Below are 13,201 nucleotides of genomic sequence, written 5' to 3'. Positions count from 1 at the left end.
CGGTAAAGCCGGACTGGGGAACTCCGCCGCGGCAAGTATTTGCCGCGGCGGAGATAAGGAAACGGCTACAGCAGCGTGCCGCGCAGGATCACCAGCGCTACCGAAAAGTAGATCACCAGCCCGGTGACATCGACCAGCGTGGCGACGAACGGCGCCGATGCGCTGGCAGGGTCGAAGCCGATACGTTTCAAGGCGAACGGCAGCATCGACCCCGACAGCGAACCGAAGGTGACGATGCCGACCAGTGCCGCGCCCACCGTCGTGGCGATCAGCGGCCAGTGCGGGCCATAGTCGTAGAAGCCCATATATTGCCACAGCGCAATGCGGCAGACGCCGACCACGCCGAGCATGGCGCCCAGCACGAGACCGGTGGGCAGCTCGCGCAGCGCCACCCGCCACCAGTCGCCAAGACCGATCTCGCGCAGCGCCAGCGCGCGGATGACCAGCGAGGTCGCCTGCGAGCCGGAATTGCCGCCCGAGCTCATGATCAGCGGGATGAACAGCGTCAGCACGATCGCCTTCTCCAGCTCGCCCTCATAGCTCTGCATGGCGTTGGCCGTCAGCATCTCCGAGATGAACAGCGCGCACAGCCAGCCGCCACGTTTCTTGATCATGGCGAGGAAGCTCATCTTCATGTACGGCTCGTCCAGCGCCTCCATGCCGCCGAAACGGTGCGCGTCCTCGGTCGTCTCCGCGACCATCGTGTCGATGATGTCGTCGATGGTGACGATGCCGAGGATCTTGCCATGGTCGACGACCGGAACGGCGAGCAGATCGTATTTGGAGATCGTCTGCGCCAGGGTTTCGCGATCGGTCAGCGGTCCGACCGTCACCGGAAGATGATCCGGCGCCACCGTCATGATCGAATCGTCGGGCTCCCCGGTGATCAGCCGGCGCAGGCCCGTCGAGCGCACAAGCAGGTGCGTTTGCGGATCGACGATATAGATCGCATACACGGTCTCGCGCGTCCGCTCCACCTTGCGGATGTAGTCTAGCGTTTGCCCGACGGTCCAGTCCGAGGGCACGCTGACGAACTCCGTCGTCATGATCGATGCGGCGCTGCCTTCGGGATAGCCGAGGATGGAGAGCAGCGTTGCGCGCAGCGGCGGTGCAAGCCCGCCAAGCAGCTCGGAACGGGCCGGCTCTTCCAGCTCGCGCAGGATGTCGGCGGCACGGTCGACCGACATCGCGGTGAGCAGCTTGCCCGCCTTGGCGCGCGGCAGCGCCTCCATGAGTTCGGACGCGCCGTCGAGTTCCGGCTGATCGAAGATCTCGACCAGACGTTCGAACGTCACTTCACAGAGCAGTTCCGTCGCGGTCTCTCGAGGCTCCCTGTTCAGGGCCTCGACAATGTCGGCGACGTGATCGTTGGCTAGGATACGGGCAATCGCGACGGCCTCGTCGCTGGCCACTGTGGTAAATTCGTTCATGGCTCACTCCTTGCCGTCCGGCAGGACATGAACCATGTGAGGTCACGTCAGGGCGGACGGCTGTTGCGTTCGACTGTGACTGTCGCCAGGCATGGCGCGGTGACCTTTCCGCTTGCGGGTTCGCGTTTTTACTATCTGCAAGCGGGCGCAACATAGGAGCGCGCCTTGCCGTGTCAATCGCGGTGAGGAGGGAAAATGCCGACGAGCGGCCGAGATCGCGAGACTGTGATTGCCGGCCGCCGTTCGACTAGGCAGACCGGGGTGGATTAACCGTTATTTCTGCTTCAGCCGGCGCGAGAAGCGCAGCCATTTGTCTTCGACCGGCCGCGGGACCGGCCTTGGCTGCACCAGAATGGTGGTGAGCTCGACGGGCAAGGTCGGAACCAGCGGCTTCTTGGTGGCGACGCCGTCGGCGATCGCGACGATGCTGTGATAGAATTCGCTGCCCGTCATCGATCTTGGCGCAACCGCCTCGTGCATGACGCTGATCACCGTGACATCGGGGCAGTTGTCCTTGATGGCCTGGTGGAAGGCTACCTTGCCGTCGGGGTCGAGCGCGCCGGTCGCCTCGTCGAGGAACAGCAGCCCCGGCTGCTGCAGCACGATGCGGGCCACCACCAGCTTCTGTTTCTGGCCGCCCGACAGCACCTGGTCCCAGCTTTTGCCTTCGCGGCTTTCGTCGGCCATGTGCTCGATAAAGTCGCCGAGCCCCGCCTTGTGCAGCGCCGACGCGACCTGCGCGTCGCCATGGTCGCGCTCGGAGCCCGGAAGGCAGACCAGTTGCTTCAGCGTCACCTGCTGCAGCTTGACCTCCTGGGCGGCATAGAAACTCTTGACGCCCTCGGGGAAGACGATGGTGCCGCGGCCATAGGGCCACAGGCCATTGATCGCCTTGATCAGCGAAGTCTTGCCGCAGCCGGACTCGCCCTTCAGGAAAGTCCATTCGCCGCGCCGGAAGCGCAGATTGGCGGCGCTGAGGAAGGGCGTCGCATCCTCGCCTTGATGCGCCAGTTCGAGCTTCTGGATGGTCAGGCCAAAAACCGGGTTCTGGCTGGTGTAGTGGAAATCGGAGCGGCCGGTCTGGCTGTAGAATTCCTGCGGATGCTGGACATTCTCGATCGCCTGCGCCAATTCGATGACGCGCTGGCTGTTGGCGCGCAACGTTGCGATGTTCGGCATGACGTGGATGAACCAGGAGCATTGACTGATCAGCGAATTGACCAGCTCGGAGCCGGTTATGTAGCCCTTGAGATCGAAACCGTTGTGGATGAACGGCACCAGGCCAGGTCCATAGGCGACAATGCGGGCGCCAATGAAATTGTAGATCAGCTCGAACGAATTGTAGCCTGTGTTGACGATATTCAGCCGCGCCCAAGTGCGGTCGATGTCGACATAAAGTCGATTGTGCATCGTCTTCTGCACATCCTCGCCTTGCGAGGCCGCGACATGGAAGCTGCGACGCAGGAAAGTGGTCAACTCGCCGCGATAGCTGCCTTCGGATTGCTGCATCCTGACGTTGAGCCGTTCCAGCAGACGACCCAGTTTGACCGCGATCCAAGTGTTCAGCGGCACGTAGGTGGCGACCGCCAGGAAAGCCAAAACCGCGCTGCCGTAGCTGCCGAGAAATTCCAGCCCTTTCACTTCCGCCGAGTTTTCAAGCAATTTCTGGCCGACGAAATAAAGCGATGTGGCAACACCCAGGACGCCCATGGCGAGGCCGATGGCTCCGCCGGTCATGTCCTTGATCGATTCCTGGACGCGCTGATCGATGTTGTCGGGAGCGGCATTGCCGGACGAACCATGCTGGGCGTGGAAATGCGTATGATTGGTGTCGAGCAGCGCTTCGTTGAAGCGGCTGTCCAGCCAGCCGCGCCATTTGCGGTGCAATGTCGCTGACACGAGGCTGCGGATGCCGGTGAAGCCGGCGTCCTTGAGCACGACCAGCAGCACCAGGACGCCGGCATTGACCAGCAGCGAGCGAAGCGGCGTGGTGTTGGCGGCGTCATGGAAGAAGGCGATCGAGTTGACCAGTTCGCCGGAGGCTTCGGCGAACCAAACACCGGCCTTGCTGGACAGCGCCGTGAGCAGTGCGATCACCAGCGTCAGCGTCCAGGCTTCCTTCCAGCGGTCGGAAACCCAGTAGGCCCGCATCAGGCCCCAGAAGCTGCGCATCGACGACACCGGCGTCAGAAGCGATCGCCCTGCGGCATCGCGAGGTGTTTTTTCCGGTACTGACTCTTGCGATGGTCTACCGACCCGAATCACGATCCCGCCCAAACCTTTTTTCTTTTGTTACGGATGGTAACACCAATTGATCATTTTCCATTAATTTAAAACCGGGCGGACCGGATTGCCCCGGCAGCCGTTGCCGTGAGGCAACAGATTACATGCTGAAATATAGCGACAACGATAGGCAAAAATCACGATATCGCTTTTGATTTCAAATGTTTGAGTTGGAGAAACGCAACGTTGGAGCGGCTTCCCTTAGGGAAGTGTTTCACACGGTTTTGTGAACTCAAAATCGTCCGGACCGAGCGCTTTTCTCAAAGCGGGTTGACCCGAACACCCGATTGCCGTTCGCGATCTCGCCGGGTTTGCCGTTGTCGTCCTTGCCGGAGGCAGGACGTGACCGGAGAATCGGCCGAGCGGCGCTTCCTTGTCGGATCGGCTGAGGAACTGCGTTTGACAATTCATCCGCTTGGGATTGAACCTTGCCTGGCATCGTCGACACTCATGCATGTTCGGTTCTCCAACAAGGAAGCTCCCAATGCTTGCACGCGCGGCCGCAATCCTGTCCCTCTTCGCCTGGCTGCCCCTCGTACCTTTGGCGCATGCCGGCGAGCAGAGCATCCCGGCCAGCGCCGAAGGCCAGATCGAGTTCAACACGCCGTCCGGCAACATCGGCTGCATCTACACGCCCAAAGGCGGCACCGGCACCTATGAACCAAGGGATGGTGGCCCGGAGCTGAGCTGCTCGCGCGTCGAGCCAAGCTACGTCACGATTATCCTGGGTCCGAAGGGGCCAGCCACGCTGATCAAGAACCCAGGCGAGCAGGGCTGCTGCAGCGATGTCGACAAGCTTGGCTACGGCAACAGCTGGAGCGCCGGGCCGTTTTCGTGCCAGTCGTCAACCAAGGGACTGTCCTGCATGGCGACGAACGGCCATGGATTTTTCATCAGCAAGGCCAAGGCGACGGTGAAGTAACGTTTCCTGCTGTCGCGGACAGTAGAGGGCGGTCGGCTCAGCCGGCCTTTTCCAGTTCGCCGCGCGCCTTGGCGGCCGCCACCTGGCGAATGGCATCGGCCAGCGTGTCGGCATCCTGCGCGCCCATGACCGCGTATTTGTCCTCGAGCAGGAAGCACGGTACACCAGAAATGCCCATGCGCGACGCGGTGGCGATCTCGGTGCGCACCGCCTCGACATCGGCCTCGGTCGGCAAAAGCGTGGCGACCACGGACGCATCCATGCCGGCCTCGCGCGCCGCCTCGACCAGCACGGCATGATCGCCAATGTTGGCGCCGTCCTCGAAATTCAACTGGAACAGCCGGCGCACAAGCCTGTTCTGAATGGCTTCGCCGGCGGCACCTGCCCAGCGGATCAGCCGGTGCGCATCCAGCGTGTTCGGCGCCACCTTGATGGCGTCGAAGGCGAACGAGATGCCTTCGATTTCGCCCAGCGGCTCGATGCGGGCGTGAATCTCGCGGATGCGCTCGTCGCTGCCGAATTTTGCCAGCATGTATTCGCGGCGGTCCTTGCCATCAGACGGAATGGTTGGATCGAGCTGGAACGGCCGCCAGCGGACATGCACGTCGACATCGCCGACGGCGGCAATCGCCCTGTCGAGCCGCTTCTGGCCGATGAAGCACCAGGGGCAGACGACATCGGACACCACATCGACGGTGATGGCGCTCAATTCGCTCATCTCGACCTCCTGATCCCTCAGTTGGGCTTGCGCCACCATGTTGGCAGTTGATACCCGAATATGGGCGTCTTTTGCGGATGTTCCAGGTAGTTCCAGTAGGCGATCCATTGCTGCGTGTTGTACTGCATCGGCACCATGTAGTTGCCGGAGATCAGCAGCCGGTCGAGAACGCGAACTGCGGCAACATAATCCTCCTTGGAGCGGGCGCGCAGCATCGCCTCGATCGCCGCGTCCACAGCCGGATCGGCGACGCCGGCGAGATTGAACGAGCCTTCCGTCCTGGCCGCGGCCGAACTCCAGCGCCCGCTCTGCTCGATGCCGGGCGACAACGAATTGTTGAAGCCGCTCGATCCGATCAGGACCTCGAAGTCGAAGCGCTGCTTGCGCGACTGGATCTGGTCGCCGTCGAGGCTGCGAATGGTGAGATCGATGCCGATCTTCTCCAGCGTGCGCTGGTAGATGCCGGCAAGGCGCTCCTCGTCCTGCGACGCGGTCAGGATCTCGAAGCCGAAGGGTTTGCCTTCGGGATCGAGCATCGTTCCATTCTGCACGTGGTAGCCAACACTTTTCAAAAGATCGAAGGCTGCCTTCAGCACGCGGCGGTCCTGGCCCGATCCGTCGGTCACCGGCGGCCGCCATGTACCGTCCATGACATCGGCCGGGACGCGGCCGGGGTAGGACGCCAGAAGCGCTTTCTCCCTGTCGTCGGCCGGATGGCCGATCGCGGAAAGCTCGGAATTTTGCCAATAGCTCATTGTCCGCGCGTACTTGCCGCCGAACAGGTTCTTGTTGGCCCATTCGAAGTCATAAAGCATGCCGAGCGCGCGCCGCACGACCGGGTTGGCGAATTTCGGCAACCGCGTGTTGAACAGGAAACCAGTCACCACGGGCGGAATGCCGGTGTCGAAGGTCTGCGCGACCACATCGCCCTTGTGGAAGGCCGGAAAATCGAGATCGCGCTCGCGCTTCACCGGATCGCTGTCGTCGTCGATGGCGCAAAGGCCTTTCTTGAACGCCTCGAGCTTGGCGTTGGCGTTGAGGAAATACTCAATGGTGATCTGGTCGTAATTGTCGAAACCGCGCTTGGCCGGGACGTCCTTGCCCCAGTAGTCCGGGTTGCGCTTGAACACGATGCGCTGGCCGGGCTGCACCTGCGCGATCGTATAAGGGCCGCTGCCGATCACCGGCTTGAGCGTCGTCCTGTCGAAAGTCTCCTTGTCGAAGGCATGCTTCGGGACGATCGGGGTCAGCGCGATGATCAGCGGGAATTCGCGATCGGCCTTGTCGTTGAAGGTGAAGCGCACGCTGTGGTCACCGGTCTTCTCGAGCTTGGCGACCCTGGCCATGCGGTCGCTGTAAGGCGGGCGGCCTTTCTCGGTGTAGACGTCATAGCTGAACAGCACGTCCTCCGGCGTCACCGGCTGACCGTCCGACCATTTGGCCTTCGGATTGAGATGGAATTCGATGCTCTTGCGCTCCGGGTCCATGTCGGCGCTGTCGGCCAACAAACCGTAGAGCGTGAAAGCCTCATCGAAATTGCGCTGCATCAACGGCTCGAAGACCAGATTGCCGAAGATCGTGTCCATCATGCCGCGCGCCGTCGTGCGCAGGCTCTTGAGGATGAAAGGGTTGACGTTGTCGAAGCTGCCGACGACGCAATAGCTGATCGAGACAAACTTCGGCGCATCGGGATTGACGTAATCGAAATGCGTATAGCCGGGCGGCAGCGCCGGCTCGCCCTGCATGGCGATAGCGTGCTTCGGCTCCGATGCGGCCGGCTGATGCGAAAGGGCGAGAAACGATATCCCGGTGATCAGCCAAACAACAACGCGGCCCATGACCGTCTCCTTATTGGGTCGGCTTGATGATTCGGTGTGCACCCTAGCATGGGGCGGCTGCGCGCCGGCCAACCGCGCGTTCAACAATTGCTGACGCCGGGCTGGATTCGGCCTCGCTTGCAGTGTAACACGCCCTCCGAAGTCATTCTGTTGCCTCATTTCGGCAACAGGTAGCTGGACCACACGGCACGAAGAAGCCGGTCCTGGGATCATTTGAGAGGAAGTGCACGACATGACGAGCCTGAACAGCAACGCGTACCGCCTGTCGGTCATGGCCGCTGGCGTGGTCGGCTTTCTCGGCGCAGGACTTCCCGCTGCTTCCGCACAGCAGCAACAGCAGATTCCGCAAGGCTGGTTCAAGGCCTGCACCAAGCAGGAAGACGTCGACATCTGCAACGTCCAGAACATCACCACCGCCGGCAACGGCCAGCTGGTCACCGGCGTCAGCCTGATCGAGCTGAAGGGCAAGGTGAACCGCAAGGTGTTCCAGGTGACGGTGCCGACCGGCCGTCTGGTGCCTCCCGGCATCGGCCTGCAGATCGACACCGGCAAGGCGCAGAAGCTCGACTATGTGATCTGCTTCCCGGATCGTTGCGTGGCCGAAGTGCCGCTGACCGATCAGCTCGTCGCGGCATTCAAGAAAGGCCAGGCGATCACGCTGACTTCCGTCAATTTCCAGAACCAGCCCAATCCGATCAAGATCGCCCTGCAGGGCTTCAGCGGCGCCTATGACGGCCCGGCGCTGCAGCAGTCGGACATCGAGGACCGGCAGAAGAAGCTTCAGGACTTCGTCGCCAAGAACAACCAGGATTTCGCCAAGAAGCTCAAGGAAGAGCAGGACAAGGCGAAGACCGCCAACTGATCGGCCGATATCGTCCGGCCAACAAAGAAGCGGGGTCATGCCCCGCTTTTTTTGTGCCCGTCTCTCCGCGGGTTAGTGCCTTGACTGCCGTTTCGGCTGGTAGCCGCCGTCCGGCCTCTTGTCGAACATCTCCTTGATCTGCGGATGCCGGACCGGCTCACCCGACTGATCCTCAAGCAGATTCTGCTCGGAGACGTAGGCGATGTATTCGGTCTCCGAATTCTCGGCGAGCAGATGATAGAAAGGCTGATCCTTGCGCGGCCGAACGTCGGCGGGGATGGCTTCGTACCATTCGTCGGTGTTGGCGAATTGCGGGTCGACGTCGAAAATAATGCCCCTGAATGGAAACAGCCGGTGGCGAACCACCTGTCCGATTGCGAATTTGGCTGTTTTCATCGTACTCACCACTGAATTCCTTGGGCTTATTTGGCGCAGACCGCGCATCAATTCAATCCCGAGGCGCTTGACGCCCTATCAAGCAACGGGCTAGCCCGGCGCCAGGGTTTCGGACCAGCATAAAAATGTCTGACGTCATCGGTCTTGTTCTTCCGTTCTTCGGCTTGATTTTTGTCGGGTTTCTGATGGCGCGCATCACCAGGCAGCCGCTGGAGGCGCTCGGCTGGATGAACACGTTCATCGTCTATGTCGCGCTGCCGGCCCTATTCTTCCAACTGCTTGCCAGGACGCCGTTCGAAGACCTGACGGAATGGCGCTTCATCTTCGGTTCGGTCGTCTCCACCTTCATGATATTTTCCTTGATGTTCATGGGGTCGGTGCTGACCTCGCGCGGCGAGATAGCGCAATCGACCATCAAGGCGCTCGCGGCCGCCTATGGCAATATCGGCTATATGGGACCGGGGCTGGCATTGCTGGCCTTCGGCGAGGAGGCGGCTGTGCCGGTCGCCCTGATCTTCTGTTTCGAGAACATCATGCATTTCGCCCTCGCACCCATGATGATGGCGCTGTCGGGCGACGAGAAGACCACTCCTCTCCGGCTTGCGCTGGGTGTCGTGCGCAAGATCGTGCTGCACCCGTTCATCATCGCAACCGCCCTGGGTGTCGGCGCCGCCTATATCGGCTTTCGACCGCCCGTGCCGGTGGAGCGACTTCTGGAATATCTTTCCCGGGCGGCCGCACCTTGCGCGCTGTTTGCCATGGGCGTCACCCTGGCGCTCAGGCCGCTCAATCGCGTCCCGCATGAGATGGTTCCGATTGCGGCGCTGAAACTGATCCTGCACCCGTTGCTCTGCTATGTCGTGCTGAGCTGGATCGGCAATTTTTCTGAGACATGGGTCTTCTCGGCGGTGCTTCTGGCGGCATTGCCGACCGCCACCAACGTCTTCGTCATCGCCCAGCAGTATGGCGTCTGGGTACAGCGCGCGTCGGCCAGTGTGCTGATCACAACCTGCCTGTCGGTCGTGACCGTCACCGGGCTGCTCTACCTGATCCGGCACAATATCCTAGCGCCGGACCTGTTTCCCTAACCCGCCAGCAAGCGCGGCAAAACCGCTGCCGGGACGAAGTCCCTCGCGCATGAAAAAAGCCCGAAGCGGCGCGAAGCCTCCGAGCACACCGAGCCCGGCAACGCGGGCCATCTGCGCCGGCAGCATGTCGGAAAGCAGCGACATGTTGAGCAGGTTGACCACGCTGCTGCGCGCCAGAATATCGGGGCGGCGCTTGAAATCGTAGGCTGCAAGCGCCTTGGCTGCACCTGGATCGGCTCTATTTTCACGAGCGATTCCAATTAGATCGTCGACGTCCCTGATGCCGAGATTGAGGCCTTGCGCACCAATCGGGGGAAACACATGGGCGGCTTCGCCGACCAGCGCCACCCGATCTCGGGCGAAACGCAGTGGCGTCACCGCCGAAAGCGGATAGATCTGCCTGCCCGGCTCGACCGTTACCCGGCCCAGCATCGACTGCATCTGCTGTTCGACCCGCTGAGAAAGCGTCGCATCGTCCAGTGCGGCGAGGTCGGTCGCGGTCTGGGGCTTGACCACCCAGACCAGGCTGGAGCGATTGCCGGGCAGCGGGACCTGCGTGAACGGACCGGTCTCGGTGTGGAATTCGGTCGAGGTGAAGGCATGGTCGCCGCCATGGCCGAAATTGAGGACGAGAGCTGCCTGCGGGTAGGACCGGGCCGAGGTCGAGATGCCGGCCGCCTGGCGCGCCGGTGACAACCGCCCATCGGCGGCGACCGCCAGCGCTGCGTCGACCGTGCTGCCGTCGGACAGGACGGCACGGGCGCGCTCGGCATCGAGATGCCAGTTCGCCACCATCGGCATCAGCCGGTCGATGCCGGCATGCGCGGCAACGGCGCTGGCGAGTGCCGGGTTGAGCACGCTGTTGGGAAGGTTCAGCCCGAACTGGTCCTCGTCGATCTCGCTGGCACGGAAGGTGACGACCGGGCTGCGGATCAGCCGGCTGGTGGCGTCGACGATGCGCATCACTTTCAGGGCCGCCGCCTTGGATTTGACGGCTTCGAGCACGCCAAGCCGGTCGAGCACTTTCAAGGCAGGGTTCATCAGGGCCGTCGTGCGGCCATCGGGGGCGGTGGCCTCCGGCCCGACCAGTGTCACCGGGAAACCCTCGGCGGCAAAACCGAGCGCCGCGATCAGTCCTGCCGGCCCCGTGCCGGCAACCAGTATCCGCGCAGTTTGCTGATGCTCCAAGATCGGCTTCCGGCTTGCAATGCGAGGCGGTCCACCCGACCTGCCGTTCGATGAGCATATAGGTCAGATCATGCCGCTTGATCAACGCGGCGATTCGGCCCATTCGGATGTCATGACCGGCCAGCAGGACGACTTCAGGCATCTCGACCGCGCCGGCCGCGCCATGGCCGGCATCGCGCGCAGTCCTCGCGTCACGGTAAACGTCGTTGTCGGCGCTTGCATCCTGCTTGCCTGGCTGACCCTTGCCGCGATGGCAATCCGCGGCGCCGAAGGCGGGATTGCAGGCGTCAGCGCCCCCGGCGACACGATCCTGCGCAGCCTGCCGCAACTGCCGCTGCCCGATTTCCTGGAACGGTTCTTTGTGCTGTGCCTCTCACCGGTGCCTCTGGACGCAAGTCTCGGCCTGCAGGCCGGTGCGCTCGTTTTCATGTGGTTCCTGATGGCGATCGCAACGATGTTGCCTTCGGCCGCGCCGATGATCCGCACCTATTGCGAAATCACCGACACGGCACGCATCAAGGGCGAACCGGTCGTCCATCCGCTGGTGCTGGTCGCCGGCTACCTCAGCGTCTGGCTCGCCGCCTCAGTGATATTCGCGGCGCTGACCTTGGCCGCCCATGCATTCGCCTCTTCAGGCGAGATGTTCGACCCGGTCATCGGCGCTGCCGGTGCGCTCGCTCTGCTGATCGCCGGCCTCTATCAGTTCAGTGGCCTGAAGGAAGCCTGCCTGAAGAAATGCAAGAACCCTTTCTCGATCCTGTTTTCGAACTGGAGCGCAAGGCCTCTCAGCATCTTCCGGCTTGGCGTCGCGCAAGGCCTGTGGTGCCTCGGCTGCTGCTGGGCACTGATGCTGGTAATGTTCGCCGTCGGCGTCATAAACGTCTTCTGGATGGCTTTGATCGGGCTGTTCACCCTGATCGAAAAACAAACAGCCAGCAGGGTTCCAACCCGGCTGGCCGGTGCGATACTGCTTGTCTGGGCAGCCGCGCTGCTAGTAGTCTCGCTGTGAGTGGGGGAAAATCGATGGCAGATCATAGCTGGGCAATGAAGGGAGAGCTCGTACTCTCCTGCAATTGCACGGTTTTTTGCCCTTGCGTGCTGTCGCTTGGCAACCATCCGCCAACCGAAGGCTATTGCCAGACCTGGGCCGGGTTTCGCATCGACGCCGGCCATTTCGGCGACGTCGACCTGTCCAATCTCAATCTTGGGCTGGTCATGGAAATCCCCGGTTACATGAGCCGCGGCAACTGGACCGCCGGCCTGTTTATCGACAGCCGCGCCTCGGTCTACGCGGTCAAGGCGCTGACGAAGATCTTCACCGGCAAGGCGGGCGGAACCACATCGCTGCTCTCCATCCTCGTGGGCAAATTCCTCGGCGTCGAACAGGTGCCGATCACCTATGAGACGCGTGACAAGACGCGTATCTTCCAGATACCGAAGATCATTGACGGGGCAGTGACACCCATCCCCGGCAAGGATCGCGACAAGGACACGGTGATCAGCAATTCGGAATACTGGATCGCTCCGGAGATCATCGTGGCCAGGTCCGACAAGAGCAAGATGCGGGCTTTCGGCCGCAACTGGAATTTCGCCGGCCGTTCGGCCGAAATCTGCAAGCTGGATTGGCGGGGCCCGTGAGCAAGAACACAACGGCCCGAAAAGCCGCCAAAAAGATCACGGACCGGATTCCGCGGCCGAAGAAAAAGGTCACCTGGCCGCAGGCGAGGGCGTTCTCCGTCCATCTTTTGACCGCGTCAGGCTCATTCCTGGCCTTCCTGTCGCTTGTGGCGGCGAGCGAAGAGCGCTGGACCGCAATGTTCTGGTGGCTCGGGCTGGCGCTGTTCGTCGACGGCATCGATGGGCCGATCGCCAGAAAGCTCGAGGTCAAGGAGATCCTGCCGACATGGTCGGGCGAACTGCTCGACAACATCATCGACTACGTGACCTACGTGCTGATCCCGGCCTTCGCGCTCTATCAGCGCGGCTTCATGGGCGAGGGCCTGTCGTTTCTGTCGGCGGCGATCATCGTCGTCTCCAGCGCCATCTACTATGCCGACACCGGCATGAAGACGAAGGAGAATTTCTTCAAGGGGTTCCCCGTGGTCTGGAACATGGTGGTGTTCACCCTGTTCGTCATCGAGCCCGGACAATGGGTTTCGTTTGCGGTGGTGGTGGTGGCCGGCGTCCTGACGTTCGTGCCGATCAACTTCATCCACCCGGTGCGGGTGGTGCGGCTGCGGCGCATCAACCTTGGGATGACTCTCTTGTGGTGCGCTTTCGGCGCGCTTGCCCTGGCCCAGGCGGCACTCGCTGCCTTCTACGATCAGATCGGCGTGCTGGGCGAGCAGGTCAGCACCTTCACCAAGATCGGCATCACCATCACCGGGCTTTACCTTGCCTGCATCGGTGGCATCATGCAGTTCTTTCCCAATCTCGGTGCCAAAAAGGCCTGATCAGCCACTCCCACAGAGAGCCT

The 13,201-nt window shown here is 62.0% G+C and carries 12 protein-coding genes and 1 pseudogene; 7 read left to right on the top strand and 6 right to left on the bottom strand.

The window, feature by feature from the left end:
* Window positions 1-65: 65 nt before the first annotated feature.
* Both mgtE and NKK51_RS08175 read right to left on the bottom strand, forming a co-directional pair.
* Window positions 66-1,430, bottom strand: a complete 1,365-nt coding sequence (gene mgtE / locus NKK51_RS08180; RefSeq protein ID WP_352552200.1) for a magnesium transporter — start codon at window positions 1,428-1,430, stop codon at window positions 66-68.
* Between the two features lie 273 nt (window positions 1,431-1,703).
* On the bottom strand, window positions 1,704-3,602 hold the full coding sequence (locus NKK51_RS08175) for an ABC transporter ATP-binding protein/permease (protein ID WP_352552198.1): 1,899 nt from the start codon (window positions 3,600-3,602) through the stop codon (window positions 1,704-1,706).
* A gap of 595 nt (window positions 3,603-4,197) precedes the next feature.
* Between NKK51_RS08175 and NKK51_RS08170 the strand changes: the two genes are divergently transcribed.
* Both NKK51_RS08170 and NKK51_RS08165 read left to right on the top strand, forming a co-directional pair.
* A complete protein-coding gene (locus NKK51_RS08170) occupies window positions 4,198-4,635 on the top strand; it encodes a hypothetical protein (RefSeq protein WP_352552196.1) in 438 nt (145 codons plus the stop codon).
* Window positions 4,587-4,694, top strand: a pseudogene (locus NKK51_RS08165) (hypothetical protein); the annotation flags it as partial. The gene NKK51_RS08170 and the pseudogene NKK51_RS08165, both read left to right, overlap by 49 nt.
* Here NKK51_RS08165 and NKK51_RS08160 read toward each other — a convergent pair.
* The gene (locus NKK51_RS08160; protein ID WP_352552195.1) at window positions 4,673-5,353 is read right to left on the bottom strand and encodes a DsbA family oxidoreductase; all 681 of its coding nucleotides are present in this window, start codon (window positions 5,351-5,353) and stop codon (window positions 4,673-4,675) included. The pseudogene NKK51_RS08165 and the gene NKK51_RS08160 sit on opposite strands and share 22 nt — an antisense overlap.
* Before the next feature lie 17 nt (window positions 5,354-5,370).
* Window positions 5,371-7,191 carry an extracellular solute-binding protein gene (locus NKK51_RS08155; RefSeq protein WP_352552193.1) on the bottom strand — a complete coding sequence of 607 codons (1,821 nt, stop codon included), beginning with the start codon at window positions 7,189-7,191 and terminating at the stop codon, window positions 5,371-5,373.
* Between the two features lie 232 nt (window positions 7,192-7,423).
* Here NKK51_RS08155 and NKK51_RS08150 point away from each other — a divergent pair, with 232 nt between their 5' ends.
* Window positions 7,424-8,053, top strand: coding sequence for an invasion associated locus B family protein (locus tag NKK51_RS08150; RefSeq protein WP_013531658.1), 630 nt, complete (start codon window positions 7,424-7,426; stop codon window positions 8,051-8,053).
* A 72-nt stretch (window positions 8,054-8,125) separates the two neighbouring features.
* On the opposite strand, the gene hspQ is transcribed toward NKK51_RS08150, so the two are convergent.
* Window positions 8,126-8,449, bottom strand: a complete 324-nt coding sequence (hspQ, locus tag NKK51_RS08145) for a heat shock protein HspQ (protein ID WP_023811879.1) — start codon at window positions 8,447-8,449, stop codon at window positions 8,126-8,128.
* 125 nt (window positions 8,450-8,574) lie between these two features.
* On the opposite strand from hspQ, the gene NKK51_RS08140 reads away from it, so the two are divergent.
* Window positions 8,575-9,537 (top strand): AEC family transporter, encoded by a 963-nt coding sequence (locus NKK51_RS08140; RefSeq protein ID WP_352552191.1) that lies wholly within the window; start codon window positions 8,575-8,577, stop codon window positions 9,535-9,537.
* Here NKK51_RS08140 and NKK51_RS08135 read toward each other — a convergent pair.
* Complete coding sequence (locus tag NKK51_RS08135) at window positions 9,514-10,725, bottom strand: UbiH/UbiF family hydroxylase (protein WP_128305845.1); 1,212 nt, start codon at window positions 10,723-10,725, stop codon at window positions 9,514-9,516. The genes NKK51_RS08140 and NKK51_RS08135 overlap by 24 nt on opposite strands.
* Before the next feature lie 70 nt (window positions 10,726-10,795).
* Here NKK51_RS08135 and NKK51_RS08130 point away from each other — a divergent pair, with 70 nt between their 5' ends.
* From NKK51_RS08130 to pcsA, 3 genes are read left to right on the top strand one after another with little or no spacing between them, the layout of a single operon-like run.
* Window positions 10,796-11,734, top strand: coding sequence for a DUF2182 domain-containing protein (locus NKK51_RS08130; RefSeq protein WP_352552190.1), 939 nt, complete (start codon window positions 10,796-10,798; stop codon window positions 11,732-11,734).
* Between the two features lie 14 nt (window positions 11,735-11,748).
* Entirely contained in the window at window positions 11,749-12,363 is a 615-nt protein-coding gene (locus tag NKK51_RS08125) for a DUF1326 domain-containing protein (RefSeq protein ID WP_352552188.1), read from the top strand.
* Window positions 12,360-13,178 (top strand): phosphatidylcholine synthase, encoded by an 819-nt coding sequence (gene pcsA, locus NKK51_RS08120; RefSeq protein ID WP_023811884.1) that lies wholly within the window; start codon window positions 12,360-12,362, stop codon window positions 13,176-13,178. The genes NKK51_RS08125 and pcsA overlap by 4 nt, the downstream gene beginning before the upstream one ends.
* Window positions 13,179-13,201 lie beyond the last annotated feature (23 nt).

It is taken from the genome of Mesorhizobium sp. M0011, from assembly GCF_040324155.1.
GTDB lineage: Bacteria > Pseudomonadota > Alphaproteobacteria > Rhizobiales > Rhizobiaceae > Mesorhizobium.
Note: the sequence above shows the minus strand (reverse complement) of the source record. Positions and strands in the feature narration are given on the sequence as shown.